Raw genomic sequence first — 19,418 nt, 5'->3', positions numbered from 1 at the left:
GAATTCCAGATGAGCCTTTACGGTACGATGAGAACGGGTGTTTCCGGCATGAACGCGCAGGCGAACCGCCTCAGCACGGTCGCCGACAACATCGCCAACGCGAACACGACGGGCTACAAGAAGGCTTCCACGCAGTTCTCCTCGCTGATCCTGCCCACCACCGGCGGCGCCTACAATTCGGGCGGCGTGACGACGGACGTGCGCTATTCGATCTCCTCGCAGGGCACCTTCACCTACACGACATCAACGACGGACCTTGCCATCAACGGCAAGGGCTTCTTCATCGTGCAAGGCTCCGACGGCGTGGAATACCTGACCCGCGCCGGCGCCTTCACGCCCCAGGCCGACGGGACGCTGCGCAATTCCGCCGGCTTCACGCTGATGGGCTATCCCTATTCCTCCGATGCAGACCCGACGATCGTCATCAACGGCTTTGCCGGCCTCGAAAAGATCAATCTCGCCTCGGGCGAGCTGAACGTGCAGGCCTCCAAAAGCGGCTACCTGCATGTCAACCTGCCCTCCAACGAGGCCCATCCCTATTCCAAGGCGACGTCGCTCGTGGCCTATGACAGCCTCGGCAACACCCGCAAGCTCGACTTCACCTATTCGACGACGGCAACACCCGGCGAATGGGAACTGACCGTCACCTACACCGATCCCGAGACCAACGACGTCTACGACATGATGGATCCTGCCGGCCCGAGCGTGATCGTGCCCCCGGCGACGGCCACCCCGACGCAGCTTTCGTTCGACACGAACGGCAAGCTCGACATCGCCGGCGGCGCTCCCGACAAGATCACGACGGGCGAGCTGACGATCGGCGGCGGGGTCCTCAACGGCCTGGAAATCTCCATCGGCGGCGCCACGGGCGGCAGCACGCAGCTTGCGGCGGCCTTCGCGGCCAAGGGCGACATCGACGGCATCGGCCCCAGCGGGGTCGCGGGCTACGAGATCAGCGACGACGGCATCGTCTATCTCAAATACGAGAACGGCGACCTGTCGCCGAAATACCGCATCGCCATGGCGGACGTGCAGAGCCCGGACAATCTCAAGCCGCTGCCCGGCAACGTCTACTCGCAGAGCAGCGATTCCGGCGTCATCGTCATGGGTTATGCCGGCAACGGCGGCTACGGCAAGATCCTCTCCGGCGCGCTGGAGGATTCCAACGTCGACATCGGCGAGGAACTGACGGCCATGATCGAATCGCAGCGAAACTATACGGCGAACTCCAAGGTCTTCCAGACCGGTTCGGAACTCATGGAAGTTCTCGTCAACCTGAAGAGATAAGGCGGCCGCGGCCGCGCGTGCATTCGAGAGTTAGGTAGAACCGATGTCGCTTTCAGCAGCAATGAAGACTGCTCAGTCCAGTTTTTCCAACGTCGGCCTGCAATCGGCCGTCGTTTCGAAGAACATTGCCAATGCAAGCAACCCGGCCTACGCCCGCCGTGCGGCGATCCTTGCCACGGCGTCCTCCGGCGCGACGGTGGTCGAAACCCAGCGCGCCCAGAACGAAGCGCTGCTCAAGCAGAACCTTCTCAGCATCTCCAAGGCAGCCGGCCAGGATACGCTTCTTGCCGGCCTCTCGCAGATGAAGATGATGCTCGGCGGCGAGGACTACGAACTCGCCCCGTCCACCTACCTCGCCAAGCTGCGCGACAACCTGCAGACCTTCGCCGACAAGCCGAACGAGGTCTCGCTCGCCGAGACGGTCGTGGCGGATGCGATCGATGTCGCCAATTCGCTGAACGGCACGTCGCAAGCCCTGCAGAAGCTGCGCGCCGAGGCGGACGCCGACATCGACACGGCGGTGACCGAGCTCAACCGCCTGCTCAAGGAATTCAAGACCTACAACGACAAGGTCAAGCAGAGCACGGCGGCCGGCGCGCCCGACAACGACGCGCTCGACCAGCGCGACAAGCTGCTGACCCAGATCTCCGGGATCGTCGGCGTCACCACCGTCAACCGCACGAACAACGATCTGGCGCTCTACACCAGCGACGGCACCGTGCTGTTCGAGACGGTGCCGCGCACCGTCAGCTTCCAGCCGACGACGACCTACACGGCGGCGGTCGACGGCAACCAGGTTCTGATCGACGGCGTACCCGTCCAGGCCGGTGCGGGTGGCAACACCAGTGCGCAGGGCTCGATCGCCGCGCTTCTCCAGATCCGCGATCACACGGCGCCGACCTTCCAGAAGCAGCTCGACGAGATGTCGCGGACGCTCATCGCGATGTTCTCCGAGAATGTCGACGACGGCTCCGGTACCCTCGTGCCGACGGAGGGCCTCTTCACCTGGAGCGGCGTGCCCACGGTCAATTCGCCCGGCCTCGGCGCCGTCATCAAGGTCAATCCGGCGGTGATCACCAGCCAGGGCGGCAACGCCATGCTGCTGCGCGACGGCATCAACGAGACGTTCAACGTCGACAACAATGCCAGCTTCTCGGAGCTTCTGAACGGCTATGCGGCGGCCTTCGAGACGCCGACGACCTTCGATCCGGACGCGGCGATCGACACGACCGGCACGATCCTCGCCTTCTCGACCGGCTCGGTCGGCTGGCTGGAGCAGGTGCGCAGCGCCGCCACCACGGCGAGCGACGACAAGAACGCCCTGCTCGGCCGCACCCAGGAAGCGTTGCAGAACGTGACCTCCGTCAGCCTCGACGAGGAGCTCGCGCTGCTTCTCGACCTCGAGCAGTCCTACAAGGCGTCGGCGAAACTCGTGGCGGCGGTCGATGAGATGATCAACGCGCTTCTCCAGGCGGCGGGCTAAGTCATGAAGGCTTCCTTCGTTTCCAACATGTCTCTCCAGAACACCATGCGGCTCACCGTCGCCAAGGCGCAGAAGGAGATGCAGCAGCTTCAGGAGGAAACGGTCACCGGCCGCCACGCGGACGTGGGCGCCGTGCTGGGCGCCAAGACGGCCCGCACGCTGAACCTGCATCGCGACCTCCAGCGCATGGAATCCCTGAAGAGCACGAACGCCCTGACGACGCAGCGCCTCGCCGCCTCGCAGGAAGCCCTCGGCCAGATGTCCACGGCGGCGAACGACGCCATGGAGGTGCTGATCGCGCTTTCCGGCATCACCTCCGCCGACCAGCTCGATCTCGCCAAGCAGAATCTCGGCAACGCCCTTTCCACCTTCACAGCAGCGGCGAACACCTCGTTCAGCGGGGAATACCTCTTCGCCGGCATCAATTCCGACGTGATGCCGTTCAAGGACTATTTGCAGGAAACCCCGCCGTCTGACGCCAAGGTCGCGTTCGATGCCGCGTTCTCTGCGCATTTCGGCTTCACGCAGACCGACCCGGCCGTCTCCAGCATCACGCCCGACGAGATGCAGGATTTCATCGCCAGCCTCGAGACGAGCTTCATGGGGCCGGACTGGCAGACGGACTGGTCGAACGCCTCGGACGAGAACATGCAGAGCCGCGTCAGCGCGGCCGAGACCGTGCAGAGCTCGACGAACACCAATGCCGATGGAATGCGCTACATGGCGCTCGGCCTCGTGCTCGGCCAGGAGCTGCTGGCGCTCGGCCTGTCCGAAAGGACGCGCAAGACCGTCAGCGACTCGGCGATCGACTACATGGGCAAGGCGGTTTCCGGCATCGACGGCGAACGCTCCAAGCTCGGCATCTCCGAAGCGCGCGTCACCCAGGCCAATGTCTCGCTCAACGCCCAGATCACCATCCTCGGCACCAGCGTCAAGGACATGGAAGGCATCGATACCTATGAGGCCGCGACGCGGATCACCACGCTCGAATCGCAGCTCTCGCTCGCCTACACGCTCACGTCGAGGATCCAGAAGCTCAGTTTGCTGAATTACCTCTGATGACCAGAGGATACGGACACACATGAAGGATGTCTGAATGTATCAGTTTTCATACGCCGAGATCATGGAGGAGGGCGTCGCCGTCTCGAAGGATCGGGAGCGGCAGGTCCTCGAACGGTCGATCGAGCTCCTGAAGGCTGCAGCCGCCCGTGATGGCGGAAACTACGGCAAGGAGGCGGTGGAAGCCGTCTATTTCACCCGGCGGGTCTGGATCCGTTTCATCGAGGACCTCGGCAACCCCGAAAACCAGCTCGAGGACGAGCTTCGGGCAAACCTCATCTCGATCGCGATCTGGATCCTCAAGGAACTCGAAAAGATCCGCAAACGCGAATCCACGAATTTCCAGGGCATTATCGATATCACCACCATCATCAAGGATGGCATACAATGAAAAGTACACTGCGTATTTCGCTGAAGTCCGGGGAACGCATTTTCGTCAACGGCGCAGTCCTCAGGGTCGACCGCAAGGTGGCGGTCGAGTTCCTCAACGACGTGACCTTCCTCCTGGAAAACCACGTCCTTCAGCCCGAGCAGGCCACCACGCCGCTCCGCCAGCTCTATTTCATCGCGCAGATGTCGCTGATCAATCCGGAAGGCGCCGAGCAGTCGATCGCCATGTTCCGCAAGTCGGTCATCATGTTGCTGTCCTGCTTCAAGAACGAGGAAGTGCTGGCCGAATTGAAGCGCGTCGACGCGCTCGTGACCCAGGGCCGCGCCTTCGAGGCGTTGAAGGCCATCCGCGGCCTCTATCCGATCGAGGATCGCATCCTCAACAACCAGGAAATGGCTCCGGCCACCATCGAACAGATCCGCAGGGAGATCGCACCATGGTAGACGCCGTCGGCACCCCGACCTCTTCCGGCTACATGCCCGGCGTGACCGCCGCCGATTCGGGCAAGGACACGAAGTCCGCGACGCTGAACTACGAGAGCTTCCTCAAGCTGCTCGTGGCGCAGATGAAGAACCAGGATCCGACCGAGCCGATGGACGCGACCCAGCAGATGGCCCAGCTTGCCACCTTCTCGCAGGTCGAGCAGACCATCAAGACCAACAAGAACCTGGAAAACCTGCTGCAGCGCACCTCGCTGCAGGAGGCCAATTCCGTCATCGGCCGCACCGTCACCAGCAACGACGGCAAGACTTCTGGCGTGGTCAAGGAAGTCACGCTATACAACGACGGTATCGTAGCGACGCTTGAGTCGGGCGAGAAGATCGTCGTCGGACCGGGCGTAACCGTGAAGTGAACCCATTCCGTGAATGAGGCAGACGCCCTCGACATAGCACAGGCAGCCATCTGGACGGTCATCGTGGCCTCCGGTCCGGCCGTCCTTGCCGCGATGATCGTGGGCGTCGCCATCGCCTTCATCCAGGCGCTGACCCAGGTGCAGGAAATGACCCTCACCTTCGTGCCCAAGATTCTCGCGATCTTCGTCACGATCGCCATCTCGGCCCCTTTCATCGGCGCCCAGATCTCCATCTTCACCAATCTCGTCTTCTCGCGCATAGAAAGCGGCTTCTAGCGGCGCTGCCCGGTCCTCGGCGGCGAAGGAGAGGCTTGCGCAAGCTTCGTTCTGTACCTCATCGGGTGAAATGGGCGACGCGTGTTCCGCGCCGCCGCCTCTCATGATGAGATGGGACGCATTCAGATGGCGCAAGTACCGGCAATCAACCTATCGAAGGTAAGCCCCAGCGGCCGCGACATCGCGTTCGCCGTGGGCATCCTCACGATCCTGTCGATCCTTTTCCTGCCGATCCCGGTCTTCATGATCGATATCGGGCTGGCCTTCTCCATCGCCTTCTCCGTCCTCATCCTCATGGTCGCGCTGTGGATCCAGCGTCCGCTCGACTTCTCGTCCTTCCCGACCGTCCTGCTGATCGCGACCATGGTGCGCCTGGCGCTCAACATCGCCACGACGCGCGTCATCCTTTCCCACGGCAACGAGGGGCACGATGCGGCGGGCGGCGTGATCGCGGGCTTTGCCAGCCTCGTCATGTCCGGCGACTTCGTCATCGGTATCATCGTCTTCATGATCCTGATCGTGGTGAACTTCATCGTCATCACCAAGGGCGCGACACGTATCGCCGAAGTCGGCGCGCGCTTCACACTCGATGCGATTCCCGGCAAGCAGATGTCGATCGACGCCGACCTCTCGGCCGGCCTGATCGACGAGAAGCAGGCGCAGCTCCGCCGCCGCGAGCTGGAAGAGGAGAGCTCCTTCTTCGGCTCGATGGACGGTGCCTCGAAATTCGTGCGCGGCGATGCCATCGCCGGCCTTCTCATCACCGCCATCAACGTCTTCGGCGGCATCATCATCGGCTATTTCCGCCATGGCATGGAGCTTTCGGAGGCTGCCGACGTCTTCGTCAAGCTGTCGGTCGGCGACGGTCTCGTTTCGCAGATCCCGGCCCTCATCGTCTCGCTCGCCGCCGGCCTCATCGTCTCGCGCGGCGGCACGGCGGGCTCGACGGACCAGGCGGTCATCAACCAGCTCAGCGGCTATCCGCGCGCGCTTCTCGTCGCGGCCGGCCTGATGGTGCTGCTCGCCCTCGTGCCGGGCCTGCCCTTCTTCCCCTTCATGGTGCTCGGCGGCATCATGGCCTTCGGAAGCTGGGTCATCCCGCGCCGCATCGCGGAGGAGAACCGCGTCAAGCGCGAGCAGGAGGCCCAGGAGGTCCAGGCCACGCGCGACCAGGAGAAGGATTCGGTCAAGTCGATGCTGAAGACGGCCGAAATCGAGCTCCTGCTCGGCAAGCAGGTATCCACGCGCCTGCTCGGCGCCCATCAGGAACTGGCTTTCCGCGTCGGCAAGATGCGCAAGAAGTTCGCCGCGCAGTACGGCTTCGTCGTGCCGGAAATCAAGGTGTCGGACGACATCACCATTCCCGACAAGTCCTACCAGATCCGCATCCACGGCACGACCGTCGCCTCAAACATCGTGCGGGTCGGCGAAGTGCTCGTGGTCACCGGCGGCGGTCGCAAGCCGAGCGTGCCGGGCGACGACATCCGCGAGCCCGCCTTCGGCATGCCGGCCGTCTCGATCCTGGAGACCTTTGCCGAGGACCTGCGCCGCGAAGGGTTCCACCCGATCGACAACGTGTCGGTCGTCCTCACGCACCTGTCCGAAGTCATCCGCAACAACCTGCCGCAGCTTCTGTCCTACAAGGACGTGAAGGTGCTCATCGAGCGCCTCGATCCGGAATACCGCAAGCTGGCGGACGAGATCTGCTCGTCGCACATGTCCTATTCCGGGCTGCAGGCCGTGCTCAAGCTGCTGCTCGCCGAGCGTGTCTCCATCCGCAACCTGCATCTCATCCTCGAAGCGGTCGCCGAGCTCGCCCCGCATGTCCGCAAGACCGAGCAGATCGTCGAGCATGTGCGCATCCGCATGGCCCAGCAGATCTGCGGCGACCTCACCGACAACGGCATCCTGCCGGTGCTGCGCCTCGGCAACAAGTGGGACATGGTGTTCCACCAGGCGCTCAAGCGTGACTCGAAGGGCGAGATCGTCGAGTTCGACATCGATCCCCGCCAGCTTGAGGAATTCTCCGAGCAGGCGACCCGGGTTATCCGCGAGTTTCTAGACCGCGGCACGCCGTTTGTGCTGGTCACGTCGCCCGAATCCCGCTCTTATGTGCGCATGATCATCGAGCGCCTCTTCGCAACATTGCCGGTTCTCTCGCATGTCGAGCTTGCCAAGGGCATCGAGATCAAGATTCTCGGCTCCATTTCATGATCACCGACCCGCAGGGCACGGTGCTGGCGCTGTTCGCCGCCTTCTGCCGTGTCGGCGGGTGCTTCATGCTGCTGCCGGGCTTCTCCTCCGCCCGCCTTTCCATGCAGATCCGCCTGTTCCTGGCGGTCGGGATTTCGCTGGCGATCCTGCCGATCATGTGGGACACGATCTATCCGCACACGTCGGGCGCGCTCGACGGCTATCTCAAGCTCATCGTTTTCGAGACGCTGACCGGCGCGGTCATCGGCCTCATCGCGCGCTACTACGTGCTCGGCCTGCAATTCGCCGGCACGGTGCTGACCATGATGATGGGCTTCAACTCGCCGCCGACGCCCGATGTGCTGGAGGACACGGCGGAAAACCAGTTGACGAACCTTCTGTCCTTCGCGGGGCTCCTCATTCTCTTCATGCTCGATTTCCACCACGTCGTCCTGCGGGCGCTGGTGGATTCCTACAATGTCATGCCGCTCGGCGAGGGCTTCAACCCGCAGAGCGCGCTGATCACGCTCACCGACACGCTGAGCCAGACCTTCATGATCATGCTGCGGCTCGCCAGCCCCTTCATCCTTTACGGCCTGGTCTTCAACGTTTCCATCGGCCTCATCAACAAGCTCGCCCCGCAGATACCGATCTATTTCGTCTCGCTGCCCTTCATCATCATGGGCGGCATGCTGCTTCTCTATTTCGGCGTTTCCTCGCTGCTGGAGATCTTCACCGCCGGCTTCCTGCCGGTCTTCCGGGGAGAGTAGCATGGCGCAGAGCCGGTCGGACAAGCTGAAGCGCCTTGTGACGGTCCAGCGCCATCTGGAGAAGATGGCGGAGATCGACCTTGCCACCACCACCCGCCAGCGCCGGGAGGTGGCCGAGACGATGGACGTCGTCGTCGAGGCGATCAACTCGCTCGATCCCGTGCACCGCAGCTTCTCGCGCCACTATTCCGGCCAGTACGGCAAGCTCCAGCAGCAGGAGCAGATGCTGGCCAACGTGCAGGAGATGCACGAGATGCGCCTGGTACGCGAGCGCGCCAAGGGCGACCGCATGGAAGACCGCATGAAGGAAGCCCGCAGCGCCGAGGACCGCGAGGCGGCGGACGATTCGATCTACGATCTCATCGACCAGCACATCGCCTATAAGGGGGGCGAATAGCGCCATCGCCAAGCCGCTGGAAGAAAAGGTGATTTACCGCCCGCTTATCTAGCTTGCGCCAAAATGGATTCCGCACCCGCCGTGCTTGCGGCATCGTCATCCGCCACCAGCCTCCCGTAAGGTTGAGAAGCGATAGTCGCATCAGGACGATGAAGAGGTTTGCCGGAGCGGCTGCGGAAGCGGCGCGGGCGGAACCGTATGTCCGCGATGGTCATGAGGCTGGCGGACCGCCATGAGGACGGGTCCGGCTCTCGAGGTTTCACCTGAAAGGCTTTGAGACGTGGCAATTACACCCCCCAGCGACCTGGTGCTCGACGTCGTGCGCGCGGCCGACCCGGCACAGGTTCAGGAAGCGCAAGCCAGGCTGAAAACGAACCGCGCCGCCTTCGAGGCGAACAGCCTTGCCGAGGCGGGCGCCGGCTTCCAGGCCGCCGTCGGCATCCTCAACCGCGATACGGCCGCAACGCACGCCGCAGAAGGCGTCAAGGCCGTGGGTGCGAAGGCCATTCCCGAGCACCTGCGCAAGTTCGAATCGATGGTGCTGCAGAATTTCGTGAAGTCGATGATGCCGGCCGAGAGCGAAGAGGTCTACGGCAAGGGCACGGCCGGCGAAATCTGGCGCGGCATGATGGCCGACCAGCTCGGCGAGGCGCTGGCCAAGGGCGGCGGCATCGGCATCGCCGAAAGCCTCGCCGCCAAGAGCGGCGTCACCAAGCGGCCCCAGGAGAACGATGTCGACCGCGTGGCTGCCGGCATGGTGCAGTCCATGCAGCGCCAGGCCTTTGCCGACCTGACGCCGGGCATCAAGGAAGACGACAAGAAAGCATAAGCGGAGAACAAGAAAATGGAACAGGCGAACAACGAATTGCGGATCCGCACCGTCCTCGGCCGGCTCGAGACGATCATCGACAACGAGAACGACAATATCGGCAGCGATCCCCATTTCGATCTGCCCACCTCGAATGCTCACAAGAGCCGTTGCCTCTACGAACTGGCGATGCTGACGCGCGACGTGCGGCCGGAAGAGGTTCCGCCGACCTTCTCGACGCAGCTCGGCCGCGTGCGCGAGAAGCTCGCCACCAACGCCCAGCGCGTTTCGGCCCATCTGGAAGCGGTGCGGGAGGTCGTCGTCATCCTGAAGAATGCCGTTCAGGACCTGGAGGCTGACGGCACCTATTCGCAGGAACAGTTCCGCCTGGGTTACGGTACATGATCAAGCTGATAGGCACCGGCGTCTGGATTCTCGCGATCACGCTCGCCTCCGTCTACTTCTCGCTCAAGATGGCGTCGGCCCCGAAGGTCGATGCGGCCGCGGCCGAGCGCGAGGCGGCGATGGAATTCGTCAGCGGCCTGACTACGACGGTGCCTGTGATCGGGGAGGGCGGGGTCAGCGGCTACCTGCTGACCAAGCTCGCCTACAAGGCGAACAAGGACCTTGCGGCCAAGCAGGTCGTGCCCTTGCCGGAAATGATCACCGACGAGCTCTATACGCTGCTCGTCGGCAAGAAGATGATCGACGTTGCGGCGGCGGGCAGCTTCGACCTCGATGCTTTCCGGGGCGTGGTGAAGGAGGGGCTGAACCGTCGCTTCGGCGCCGAGGTCATCGCCGAGGTCTATGTCGAGCAGATCGACTACCTCACCACCGCCTCCGTGGCGAACCCGCCACCGAGGCGCGGCGTGACGCTCTTCAAGGGCGAGGTCCCGGCAGCAGAGCCGGCGCCGAAGAGCGGGCACTGATACCCTACGCCGATGATCGAATGCTGCAAGGCCGGTCGCCTACAGCGAGCCGGCCTTTGCCGTCCTTGCCGGGCCGCGTGATGCCGTCACGCTCGACAGCTTGTGGCGCAGGACGTGATAAAGGAAGACAGGTGCGGCGAGATCCGGCTGCCGAGCGAAGCGGCGCAGCCGCTCGAGACGGCTCGCGCGAACGGCGGCCGCCTTACGATACGTGCCGTCGGCAATCGCCTCGAACAGGCCCGCGACGCTCAGCACCAGCCGGGCGTGGCCGGGCCCGACATGCCGGTCGATCCATGTTTCCTGTGCCGGGCTGCCCATGGAGACGAGCAATATGTCCGCCTTCGCGGCACGCACGCGCTCCATGACCGCATCGGATTGCGCCCGGTCGAAGGCGCCGTCGGCGATCGGCAGGATCTCGTGCCAGGGCGTGTGGCGGCGCAGTTCCTCCGCCGCCTGCATCAGCATGGCCTGCTCCCCGCCGACCAGCGCGACGCGCATGGGCCGCGCAAGATAGGTCAGAAGCGCCGGCACGAATGTGGTGCCGCTGAGATTTGCCGGAAATCTCCGGCCGTGGAACATCTTGGAGGCGATGTCGATGCCGTCGCCTTCGGGCAGCACGATCTGGCGCTCCAGCACGGCCCGGTATTCCCTGTCGCTCATCATGCGGTTGCCGTTCCTCGCGTCGAGGAAGGCGATGACGCTTTGCCCGAAGGGCAGGCTGGCCATTTCTTCCGCGAAGGCCAGCGCCTCCGCCCAGCCGAGGTCGTAGACCGGCAGGCCGAGAATGTCCCGTTGCGAAGCGGCGATGTTGCCCGACGCGAAGGTCATGACGCAGTTCCTTCCCTTGCGGCTGCCCGCCTCCGGCAGGTCATCACCCGCGCGGCCGGCGCATTCTGCAATGCCCGCGGAACCGGCGTCGTGCCGCTTCCGCAAGGCTTGCCCTGCCGTCGATCTAGCAAGTTCGCCTGAAGGGCCGTTTAAGGATTTCGGGAAAACACGGTCGAGCAGATTCACGCTTCGCTAACCATTCGATCAAGCCTTTGATAAATATATGTATTTTGCAGATTTCACGATTTTCGCGGTTCCGGCGGCCGAAGAATTCCTCATCGACGACGTCCGGCGGGACCTTGCGGCGCTTGAAGGGTTTCGGCACGGCACATCGCAGCAATGACGCGAAAGCGCCTTGCATGCGGTTTTGCGTCGCGCTTCCCGTCCGGGGCGCTTGAAATTATGTGATTTGGACAGCATAGGGCGTTAAGAGGCCATCCCGTCGAACGGCCGCCCCACTAGAGTGGGTTCAAAGCATCCAGGGAGAGAAATGTGACCACCATTATCGATGGGAAGCAGGTTGCCGCTTCCGTGATTGAGAGCGTCAAGTCCGCGACCGCCGCGCTGGAGAAGGATGCAGGCGTCAAGCCCGGCCTTGCCGTCGTCATCGTCGGCGACGATCCGGCCAGCCACGCCTATGTCTCTTCCAAGAGCCGCATGGCCAAGGAATGCGGCTTCAACTCCATCCAGCATACGTTGCCGGAGGAGACGACGCAGGAAGAACTCGCCCGTCTCGTCGAGACCCTCAATGCCGACGAGAACATTCACGGCATCCTCGTGCAGCTTCCCCTGCCGAAGCACCTGAATTCGGAGCCGATCATCCAGTCGATCCGGCCGGAAAAGGACGTCGACGGCCTGCACGTGGTCAATGCCGGCAAGGTCGCGACGGGCGATCTCGACGGCGGCCTCGTCTCCTGCACGCCGGCCGGCGCCATGGTCTTCGTGCGGCGCACGCATGGCGAGGATCTGTCCGGCCTCAATGCCGTGGTGATCGGCCGCTCCAACCTCTTCGGCAAGCCGATGTCGGCGCTGCTGCTCGCCGCCAATGCGACCGTCACGACCGCCCATTCGCGCACGAAGGACCTGCCCGCCGTCTGCCGCAACGCCGACATCCTCGTGGCGGCCGTCGGCCGGCCGGAAATGGTCAAGGCCGATTGGGTGAAGCCCGGCGCGACCGTCATCGATGTCGGCATCAATCGTGTCCCGGCCCCGGAGAGGGGCGAGGGCAAGTCGCGCCTCGTCGGCGACGTCGCCTTCGAGGAATGCGCGAAGGTGGCGGGTGTCATCACCCCCGTCCCGGGCGGTGTCGGCCCGATGACCATCGCCATGCTGATGGCCAATACCGTGATCGCCGCCTACCGCAAGGCCGGCAGGACGCCCCCGAAGTTCTGAAGCGGTTTCCGGCAAAAGGGCGCCCTTGGGGCGCCTTTTCATTTGGCGGGCGCCGGTCCCGTCGAGGCGCGCACGATGAGGTCGGCTTTCCAGAGTTCCTGCTGCGGCAATGTCTCCAGGTCGAGAATACCCGCGATGAGGCGGCGGGCGATGCGCTGGCCCGCGGCGCGCAGCGACGAGCGGGTCGTCGTCAGCGGCACCATGAAATTTTCCGGCTTCAGCATCGGCAGCACGTCGTCATGGGCAATCAGCGAGATGTCCGCGCCGAGCTTCAATCCCGCCTGGTTGATCGCGCGCACCGCGCCGAGGGCAAGGACCGTGCTGGAGCAGAGCACCGCCGTCGGCGGCGTTTCGAGCTGGAGGAAGCGCTCCATGGCGGTGAAACCGTGCTCGTCCGTCATCTGCGAGTGCTGCACGCATTCCTCGCGCAGCGTCAGGCCGTGTTCGGCGAGCGCGCGTTCCGTGCCTTTGCGGCGGCGGATCGCGAAGGCGAGGTAGTCCGGCCCGTTGATGAGGGCGAACTGGCGGTGGCCGAGCTGCGCGAGCAGGCGGGCGGCATCGTGGAAGGCGCCGGTATTGTCGATGTCCACGAAGGGGTAATCGGTGGCGACGCCGATCGACCGCCCGTGCACGACGAAAGGCATCTTCAGCGACTTCAGCATGGCGATGCGCGGATCCTTCTCGCGCATGTAGGCAAGGAACAGCGCATCGACATTGCCGCTCGCCACCAGCCGCCGGCAGGTCGCCGCCTCGTCTTCCGGATGGCTCGGATTGATGACGAAATGGAAATCGTGCTTGACCGCCTCGTCGCCGAGGCCAGCCAGGAATTCGCCGAAATGCACGTCGGATTCGATGCCATCGGCGGTCGGCATGACGAGGCCGATGGAACCGGCCCGGCCGGTCGCAAGGCGCTGGGCGGCGCGGTTCGGACGGTATCCGGTCTCCCTGACGGCCTCGAGCACGCGCTGGCGCGTCTCGGCATTGACCTCGGGATAGCCGTTCAACGCCCTGCTCACGGTTGTCTGGGAGAGGCCCAGCAATTGCGATAACTGCTTGAGATTCACATGCTTAGCTTTCTTGAAACATTCGAAGCGCTTTGAATTCCTCCGGCCGGTGTCTCCCCAGTCGCCTCCAAAACGCCCCGGCATCTAACATCAGCAAAACCTTCAGGAAAAGCCGCATCTGGCCGTTTTGCGACGCAAAACTACGCTGCACTGCACCAGAAGCGGCATTTCCCATTCAAATGATTTAGGGGGTACTTGACGAGGATGAGGGGTAGATGGGATGAAAGGAAATCCAAAGCGCTTTGAATTTTGGGGTTTTTTAGGGAATGCCTGCCCCGGGAGAGGGCGGGTTGCTATGGGAGGCAAATCAGGTGAAGAAGACATTGATGATGACCGCTGCCCTCGCGTTTCTGATGGCCGGCGGCGCCGTCGCGGCTGATCTGAAATTCAAGCCGGGCGAGGATTCCAAGTTCAACTGGCAGAGCTTCGAGGACTTCAAGAAGGACCACGACCTCAAGGGCCAGACGCTCACCATCTTCGGCCCGTGGCGCGGCGAGGACGAAGCGCTCTTCAAGAATGTCTATGCCTATTTCGTCGAGGCGACGGGCGTCGACCTGAAATACTCCTCCTCCGAGAACTACGAGCAGCAGATCGTCATCGACACGCAGGCCGGCAGCCCGCCCGACGTCGCCATCCTGCCGCAGCCGGGCCTGATCGCCGACCTCGCCTCCAAGGGTTACCTGACGCCGCTCGGCGACGAGACGAAGCAGTGGCTGCTCGACAACTATGCCGCCGGCCAATCCTGGGTCGACCTGTCGACCTACAAGGGCAAGGACGGCAACGCCGCGCTCTTCGCCTTCCCCTACAAGATCGACGTGAAGTCGCTGGTCTGGTACGTGCCGGAGAACTTCGAGGACGCCGGCTATGAAGTGCCGAAGACCATGGAAGACCTCAAGGCGCTGACCGAGAAGATCGTCGCCGACGGCGGCACGCCCTGGTGCATCGGCCTCGGTTCGGGCGGCGCCACCGGCTGGCCGGCGACCGACTGGGTCGAGGACCTGATGCTGCGCACGGCATCGCCGGAAACCTACGACAAGTGGGTGACGAACGGCATTCCCTTCACCGATGCCGCCGTGGTCGGCGCGCTCGACGAATTCGGCTGGTTCGCCAAGAACGACAAATTCGTCGACGGCGGCGCGGCGGCGGTCGCCTCCACCGACTTCCGCGACAGCCCGAAGGGCCTCTTCGCCTCGCCGCCGAAGTGCTACCTGCACCACCAGGCATCGTTCATCCCGTCCTTCTTCCCGGAGGGCACGGTGGTCGGTCAGGACGCGGACTTCTTCTACATGCCGCCCTATGCCAGCAAGCCGGAACTCGGCAACCCGGTCCTCGGTGCCGGCACGCTCGCCATGATCACCAGGGACACGCCCGCCTCGCGCGCCTTCATCGAGTTCCTCAAGACGCCGATCGCCCATGAGGTGTGGATGGCGCAGTCGAGCTTCCTGACGCCCTTCAAGAGCGCCAACAAGGAAGCCTATGCCAATGCCCCGATGAAGAAGCAGGGCGAGATCCTGCTCGATTCGACGACCTTCCGCTTCGACGGTTCCGACCTGATGCCGGGCAAGATCGGCGCGGGCGCGTTCTGGACGGGCATGGTCGACTTCGTCGGCGGCAAGTCGGCCAACGACGTGGCGGCCGATATCCAGAAGGCCTGGGACGCCATCAAGTAGATCCGGGTGAACCGGCCGGCATCCGCCGGCCGGTTTTCCCAAGCATGCCGAATGCAGCCGGACCATGCGGAACGAAGCCGCGTGAACGCTCGATGCGCCTCTGAGGGTCCATGAGGGGCGCATTCCTGGGGAGGAACTGTCATGCAGCAACTGTTATTCGCCATCTTCACGATGGTGGCGGGCGTGCTTGCCTGCGCCGTCTATTTCTTCGGAACGAACTGGCTGCTCGACAGGATCTTCCCCTCCAAGGGGCGGATGGGCGCCGAGGCGTCCCGCAACCTCAGGATCACCAATGCCGTCCGGCCCTGGCTCTTCATGGCGCCGGCGCTCTTCGCGCTCACCGTCTATCTCGTCTATCCGGTCTTCGAATCCGTGCGGCTCTCCTTCCACGACCGCTCGGGCCAGCAGTTCATCGGCTTGAGCAACTTCGCCTGGATGATCAAAGACGGCGAGTTCCGCCAGTCCATCTTCAACAATTTCCTCTGGCTGCTGGTGGTTCCGGCGCTTTCCACCTTCTTCGGCCTCGTCATCGCCGCGCTCACGGACCGCATCTGGTGGGGCAATATCGCCAAGACGCTGATCTTCATGCCGATGGCGATCTCCTTCGTCGGCGCGGCGGTCATCTGGAAATTCGTCTATGACTACCGTTCGGAAGGCTCCGAGCAGATCGGCATCCTCAACGCCGTCGTCGTCGCCCTCGGCGGCACGCCCGAGGCGTGGATGACCATTCCCTTCTGGAACAATTTCTTCCTCATGGTCATCCTGGTCTGGATCCAGACGGGTTTTGCCATGGTCATCCTCTCGGCCGCGCTGCGCGGCATCCCGGAAGAGACGATCGAGGCGGCCGTCATCGACGGCGCGAACGGCGTGCAGATCTTCTTCAAGATCATGGTGCCGCAAATCTGGGGCACCATCGCCGTCGTGTGGACGACCATCACCATCCTTGTCCTCAAGGTCTTCGACATCGTGCTCGCCATGACCAACGGCCAGTGGCAGACGCAGGTTCTGGCCAACCTGATGTTCGACTGGATGTTCCGCGGCGGCGGCGACTTCGGCCGCGGCGCGGCCATCGCGGTCGTCATCATGATCCTCGTCGTGCCGATCATGATCTGGAACATCCGCAACGCCACCAAGGAAATGGAGCGCTGAGATGATCGCCACCTCCCGTTCGCCGCTCATCCTCGTCGTCCATCTCTCGGTCCTCCTCATTGTCGCGCTCTGGACGCTGCCGACCGCCGGCCTTCTGATCTCCTCGCTGCGCGACAAGGATCAGCTCGCCGTCTCCGGCTGGTGGACGGCGCTGTCCACCTCCTCGCAGAACCTCACGGGCCGCGCCGCAACGCCGGAAGCGCAGGTCGAGCGCGAGGGCAAGTTCGTCATTTCCGGCAACCTCATCGACGACGGCGGCAATGCCAAGGTCTCCGCCTTCGGCTTCCGCCCCATGCAGCCCGCCGCCTTCGAGGCGGGCACCGCCGCCGACATTGGCGACGGCCAGATGCTGACCGTCAACGAGGACGGCAGCTACGAGATCGTCTCGCCGGCGAGGATGGAAGGCACGCGCGGCCAGCGCATCTTCTACACCGCCTCCGTCCCGCCGCGCTTCACGCTCGACAACTATCGGGAAGTTCTGAGCGCCGCCGGCATCGGCTCGTCCTTCATCAACTCGCTGACGGTGGCGATCCCCTCGACCATCATCCCGATCCTCGTCGCCGCCTTCTGCGCCTATGCGCTGGCCTGGATGCCGTTTCCCGGCCGGGCGATCCTGATCGCCGTCGTCGTCGGCCTGCTCGTCGTGCCCCTGCAAATGTCGCTGATCCCGCTGCTCCGGCTCTATAACGGCGTCGGTGCCTTCTTCGGCGTGCCGGCCAAGACCTATGTCGGCATCTGGCTCGCGCATATGGGCTTCGGCCTGCCGCTCGCGGTCTATCTGCTGCGCAACTACATGGCCGGCCTGCCGCGCGAGATCATGGAATCGGCCCGCGTCGACGGCGCGTCGGATTTCGACATCTTCGTGAAGATCATCCTGCCGCTGTCCTTCCCGGCGCTCGCCTCCTTCGCCATCTTCCAGTTCCTGTGGACGTGGAACGACCTGCTCGTCGCCATGGTCTTCCTCGGCACGGGCAATGACGAACTGGTGCTGACCGGGCGCCTGGTGAACCTCCTCGGTTCGCGCGGCGGCAACTGGGAAATCCTCACGGCCTCCGCCTTCATCACCATCATCGTCCCCCTCATCGTCTTCTTCAGCCTGCAGCGCTACCTCGTGCGCGGCCTGCTGGCGGGATCGGTCAAGGGTGGCTGACAACTTGCAGACAGGACAAACGGGAATGACGACGTTGGATTCGACTCTTCTCCAGCCGGACAAGGACTGGTGGCGCGGCGCGGTGATCTATCAGATCTATCCGCGCTCCTACCAGGACACCAACGGCGACGGGATCGGCGACATAAAGGGCATCACCGAGCGGCTCCCCCACGTCGCCTCCCTCGGGGTGGATGCGATCTGGGTCTCGCCCTTCTTTACCTCGCCCATGCGGGATTTCGGCTACGACGTCTCGGATTATCTCGACGTCGATCCGATCTTCGGGGAGCTTGCCGATTTCGACGCGCTGATCGCCGAAGCCCACCGGCTCAACATCCGCGTCATGATCGACCTCGTGCTCTCGCACACCTCCGACAGGCATCCCTGGTTCGTCGAAAGCCGCTCGCGCCGCACCAATCCGCGCGCCGACTGGTATGTCTGGGCCGATTCCAGGCCGGACGGCACGCCGCCCAACAACTGGCTGTCGATCTTCGGCGGCTCCGCCTGGCAGTGGGACCCGACGCGCCTGCAATACTACATGCACAACTTCCTGACCTCGCAGCCGGACCTGAACCTGCACAACCCGGAGGTCCAGGACACGCTGCTCGCGGTCGCCCGCTTCTGGCTGCAGCGCGGCGTCGACGGCTTCCGCCTCGACACGATCAACTTCTATTTCCACGACAAGGAACTGCGCGACAACCCGTCGCTCGCTCCCGAGCGCCGCAACGCGCAGACGGCGCCCGCCGTGAACCCCTATAACTACCAGGAACATCTCTACGACAAGAACCAGCCGGAGAACCTGGAATTCCTCAAGCGCTTCCGCGCCCTCATGGAGGAGTTTCCGGCGATCGCTGCCGTTGGCGAGGTGGGCGACAGCCAGCGCGGCCTCGAAATCGCCGGCGAGTACACCTCCGGCGGCGACAAGATGCATATGTGCTATGCCTTCGAGTTCCTGGCGCCCGATCCGCTGACGCCGGCCTTCGTCGCCGAGACGCAGCACGCGCTGGAGAAGGCGGCGCCCGAAGGCTGGGTCTGCTGGGCCTTCTCCAACCATGACGTGATGCGCCATGTCAGCCGCTGGGGCAGCGCCGTCACCGACCACGAGGCGCATGCCAAGCTGCTCGCGAGCCTCCTGATGTCGCTGCGCGGCTCCGTGTGCATCTACCAGGGCGAGGAACTGGCGCTGCCGGAAGCCGAGCTTGCCTACGAGGATCTCCAGGACCCCTACGGCATCCAGTTCTGGCCGGACTTCAAGGGCCGCGACGGCTGCCGCACGCCGATGGTCTGGGACAGCCGGCACGAGACCGGCGGCTTCAGCGCCGGCAGGCCGTGGCTTCCGGTTCCCGCCGCTCATCTGGAGCGCGCCGTCGACGTGCAGGACGGCGACGCGGCGTCGGTGCTTGCGCATTACCGCCGCTTCCTCGCCTTCCGCAAGGAGCATGTGGCGCTGGTCAAGGGCGAGATCGAGTTCCATTCGGCGGAGGGCGCGATCCTCTCCTTCGTGCGCACGCACGGCAACGAGAAGGTCTTCTGCACCTTCAACATGAGCCCGGTTCCGCGCCTGGCCGACCTGCCGTCCGGCACGCTGGAGGTGCTGGAGGGCCACGGGTTCGAAAGCGTGATGCATGCGGAAAGCATAGAGCTTCCGGCCTGGAGCGGGTTCTTCGCCCGCTTCGTATGACGGATCGATCCATGAGGAGCGCGAAGCGGTTCGCACGCGCA

General features: G+C 63.9%; 20 protein-coding genes. 18 read left to right on the top strand and 2 right to left on the bottom strand.

Annotated elements, in window-relative coordinates; translation table 11 throughout:
- Positions 1–9 precede the first annotated feature (9 nt).
- The 13 genes from L0976_RS19650 (at position 10) to L0976_RS19590 (ending at position 10,446) form a co-directional block, all read left to right on the top strand.
- On the top strand, positions 10–1,287 hold the full coding sequence (locus tag L0976_RS19650; protein WP_203317597.1) for a flagellar hook protein FlgE: 1,278 nt from the start codon (positions 10–12) through the stop codon (positions 1,285–1,287).
- Positions 1,288–1,330: 43 nt separating this feature from the next.
- Positions 1,331–2,770 (top strand): flagellar hook-associated protein FlgK, encoded by a 1,440-nt coding sequence (flgK, locus tag L0976_RS19645; protein WP_234188928.1) that lies wholly within the window; start codon positions 1,331–1,333, stop codon positions 2,768–2,770.
- A 3-nt stretch (positions 2,771–2,773) separates the two neighbouring features.
- Entirely contained in the window at positions 2,774–3,829 is a 1,056-nt protein-coding gene (locus L0976_RS19640) for a flagellar hook-associated family protein (protein WP_234188926.1), read from the top strand.
- A gap of 37 nt (positions 3,830–3,866) precedes the next feature.
- Complete coding sequence (gene flaF, locus L0976_RS19635) at positions 3,867–4,220, top strand: flagellar biosynthesis regulator FlaF (protein WP_203317600.1); 354 nt, start codon at positions 3,867–3,869, stop codon at positions 4,218–4,220.
- Positions 4,217–4,663, top strand: a complete 447-nt coding sequence (gene flbT, locus L0976_RS19630; protein ID WP_234188924.1) for a flagellar biosynthesis repressor FlbT — start codon at positions 4,217–4,219, stop codon at positions 4,661–4,663. Before flaF ends, flbT begins: the two co-directional genes overlap by 4 nt.
- Positions 4,657–5,073 (top strand): flagellar hook assembly protein FlgD, encoded by a 417-nt coding sequence (gene flgD / locus L0976_RS19625; RefSeq protein WP_203317602.1) that lies wholly within the window; start codon positions 4,657–4,659, stop codon positions 5,071–5,073. Before flbT ends, flgD begins: the two co-directional genes overlap by 7 nt.
- Before the next feature lie 9 nt (positions 5,074–5,082).
- On the top strand, positions 5,083–5,349 hold the full coding sequence (gene fliQ, locus L0976_RS19620) for a flagellar biosynthesis protein FliQ (RefSeq protein WP_203317603.1): 267 nt from the start codon (positions 5,083–5,085) through the stop codon (positions 5,347–5,349).
- A 126-nt stretch (positions 5,350–5,475) separates the two neighbouring features.
- Entirely contained in the window at positions 5,476–7,563 is a 2,088-nt protein-coding gene (gene flhA, locus L0976_RS19615) for a flagellar biosynthesis protein FlhA (protein ID WP_203317604.1), read from the top strand.
- Entirely contained in the window at positions 7,560–8,312 is a 753-nt protein-coding gene (gene fliR, locus L0976_RS19610; RefSeq protein ID WP_203317605.1) for a flagellar biosynthetic protein FliR, read from the top strand. The genes flhA and fliR overlap by 4 nt, the downstream gene beginning before the upstream one ends.
- 1 nt (position 8,313) lies before the next feature.
- Positions 8,314–8,709 carry a hypothetical protein gene (locus L0976_RS19605; RefSeq protein WP_234188923.1) on the top strand — a complete coding sequence of 132 codons (396 nt, stop codon included), beginning with the start codon at positions 8,314–8,316 and terminating at the stop codon, positions 8,707–8,709.
- A gap of 280 nt (positions 8,710–8,989) precedes the next feature.
- Entirely contained in the window at positions 8,990–9,538 is a 549-nt protein-coding gene (locus L0976_RS19600; RefSeq protein ID WP_234188922.1) for a rod-binding protein, read from the top strand.
- A 15-nt stretch (positions 9,539–9,553) separates the two neighbouring features.
- Positions 9,554–9,922, top strand: a complete 369-nt coding sequence (locus L0976_RS19595) for a hypothetical protein (RefSeq protein WP_203317608.1) — start codon at positions 9,554–9,556, stop codon at positions 9,920–9,922.
- On the top strand, positions 9,919–10,446 hold the full coding sequence (locus L0976_RS19590) for a hypothetical protein (RefSeq protein WP_234188920.1): 528 nt from the start codon (positions 9,919–9,921) through the stop codon (positions 10,444–10,446). Before L0976_RS19595 ends, L0976_RS19590 begins: the two co-directional genes overlap by 4 nt.
- A 39-nt stretch (positions 10,447–10,485) precedes the next feature.
- On the opposite strand, the gene L0976_RS19585 is transcribed toward L0976_RS19590, so the two are convergent.
- Positions 10,486–11,274 carry a WecB/TagA/CpsF family glycosyltransferase gene (locus L0976_RS19585; protein WP_234188919.1) on the bottom strand — a complete coding sequence of 263 codons (789 nt, stop codon included), beginning with the start codon at positions 11,272–11,274 and terminating at the stop codon, positions 10,486–10,488.
- A gap of 492 nt (positions 11,275–11,766) precedes the next feature.
- On the opposite strand from L0976_RS19585, the gene folD reads away from it, so the two are divergent.
- Positions 11,767–12,666 carry a bifunctional methylenetetrahydrofolate dehydrogenase/methenyltetrahydrofolate cyclohydrolase FolD gene (gene folD, locus L0976_RS19580; RefSeq protein WP_203317611.1) on the top strand — a complete coding sequence of 300 codons (900 nt, stop codon included), beginning with the start codon at positions 11,767–11,769 and terminating at the stop codon, positions 12,664–12,666.
- Positions 12,667–12,704: 38 nt separating this feature from the next.
- Here the strand turns inward: folD and L0976_RS19575 are convergent, their stop codons facing one another.
- Positions 12,705–13,730: a substrate-binding domain-containing protein gene (locus tag L0976_RS19575; protein ID WP_234188918.1), complete on the bottom strand. Its 1,026-nt coding sequence runs from the start codon at positions 13,728–13,730 to the stop codon at positions 12,705–12,707.
- A gap of 326 nt (positions 13,731–14,056) precedes the next feature.
- Between L0976_RS19575 and L0976_RS19570 the strand changes: the two genes are divergently transcribed.
- From L0976_RS19570 to L0976_RS19555, 4 genes are all read left to right on the top strand, one after another.
- Entirely contained in the window at positions 14,057–15,400 is a 1,344-nt protein-coding gene (locus L0976_RS19570) for an ABC transporter substrate-binding protein (RefSeq protein WP_255696083.1), read from the top strand.
- A gap of 141 nt (positions 15,401–15,541) precedes the next feature.
- Positions 15,542–16,549 carry a carbohydrate ABC transporter permease gene (locus L0976_RS19565; RefSeq protein WP_234188917.1) on the top strand — a complete coding sequence of 336 codons (1,008 nt, stop codon included), beginning with the start codon at positions 15,542–15,544 and terminating at the stop codon, positions 16,547–16,549.
- Between the two features lies 1 nt (position 16,550).
- On the top strand, positions 16,551–17,699 hold the full coding sequence (locus L0976_RS19560; RefSeq protein ID WP_234188916.1) for a carbohydrate ABC transporter permease: 1,149 nt from the start codon (positions 16,551–16,553) through the stop codon (positions 17,697–17,699).
- 25 nt (positions 17,700–17,724) lie between these two features.
- Positions 17,725–19,377, top strand: coding sequence for an alpha-glucosidase (locus L0976_RS19555; protein WP_234188914.1), 1,653 nt, complete (start codon positions 17,725–17,727; stop codon positions 19,375–19,377).
- The last annotated feature ends 41 nt before the right edge of the window (positions 19,378–19,418 follow it).

Source organism: Shinella sp. NM-101 (assembly GCF_021401195.1).
Classification (GTDB): domain Bacteria; phylum Pseudomonadota; class Alphaproteobacteria; order Rhizobiales; family Rhizobiaceae; genus Shinella.
This window is presented reverse-complemented; position numbering and strand designations above follow the sequence as displayed.

Excerpts from the sequence above, each read along its gene's own strand:
- L0976_RS19650 (WP_203317597.1), top strand. The coding sequence starts at position 10 with ATGAGCCTTTACGGTACGATGAGAACGGGTGTTTCCGGCATGAACGCG.
- flgK (WP_234188928.1), top strand. The coding sequence starts at position 1,331 with ATGTCGCTTTCAGCAGCAATGAAGACTGCTCAGTCCAGTTTTTCCAAC.
- L0976_RS19640 (WP_234188926.1), top strand. The coding sequence starts at position 2,774 with ATGAAGGCTTCCTTCGTTTCCAACATGTCTCTCCAGAACACCATGCGG.
- flaF (WP_203317600.1), top strand. The coding sequence starts at position 3,867 with ATGTATCAGTTTTCATACGCCGAGATCATGGAGGAGGGCGTCGCCGTC.
- flbT (WP_234188924.1), top strand. The coding sequence starts at position 4,217 with ATGAAAAGTACACTGCGTATTTCGCTGAAGTCCGGGGAACGCATTTTC.
- flgD (WP_203317602.1), top strand. The coding sequence starts at position 4,657 with ATGGTAGACGCCGTCGGCACCCCGACCTCTTCCGGCTACATGCCCGGC.
- flhA (WP_203317604.1), top strand. The coding sequence starts at position 5,476 with ATGGCGCAAGTACCGGCAATCAACCTATCGAAGGTAAGCCCCAGCGGC.
- fliR (WP_203317605.1), top strand. The coding sequence starts at position 7,560 with ATGATCACCGACCCGCAGGGCACGGTGCTGGCGCTGTTCGCCGCCTTC.
- L0976_RS19605 (WP_234188923.1), top strand. The coding sequence starts at position 8,314 with ATGGCGCAGAGCCGGTCGGACAAGCTGAAGCGCCTTGTGACGGTCCAG.
- L0976_RS19595 (WP_203317608.1), top strand. The coding sequence starts at position 9,554 with ATGGAACAGGCGAACAACGAATTGCGGATCCGCACCGTCCTCGGCCGG.
- L0976_RS19590 (WP_234188920.1), top strand. The coding sequence starts at position 9,919 with ATGATCAAGCTGATAGGCACCGGCGTCTGGATTCTCGCGATCACGCTC.
- L0976_RS19585 (WP_234188919.1), bottom strand. The coding sequence starts at position 11,274 with ATGACCTTCGCGTCGGGCAACATCGCCGCTTCGCAACGGGACATTCTC.
- L0976_RS19570 (WP_255696083.1), top strand. The coding sequence starts at position 14,057 with ATGATGACCGCTGCCCTCGCGTTTCTGATGGCCGGCGGCGCCGTCGCG.
- L0976_RS19565 (WP_234188917.1), top strand. The coding sequence starts at position 15,542 with ATGCAGCAACTGTTATTCGCCATCTTCACGATGGTGGCGGGCGTGCTT.
- L0976_RS19560 (WP_234188916.1), top strand. The coding sequence starts at position 16,551 with ATGATCGCCACCTCCCGTTCGCCGCTCATCCTCGTCGTCCATCTCTCG.
- L0976_RS19555 (WP_234188914.1), top strand. The coding sequence starts at position 17,725 with ATGACGACGTTGGATTCGACTCTTCTCCAGCCGGACAAGGACTGGTGG.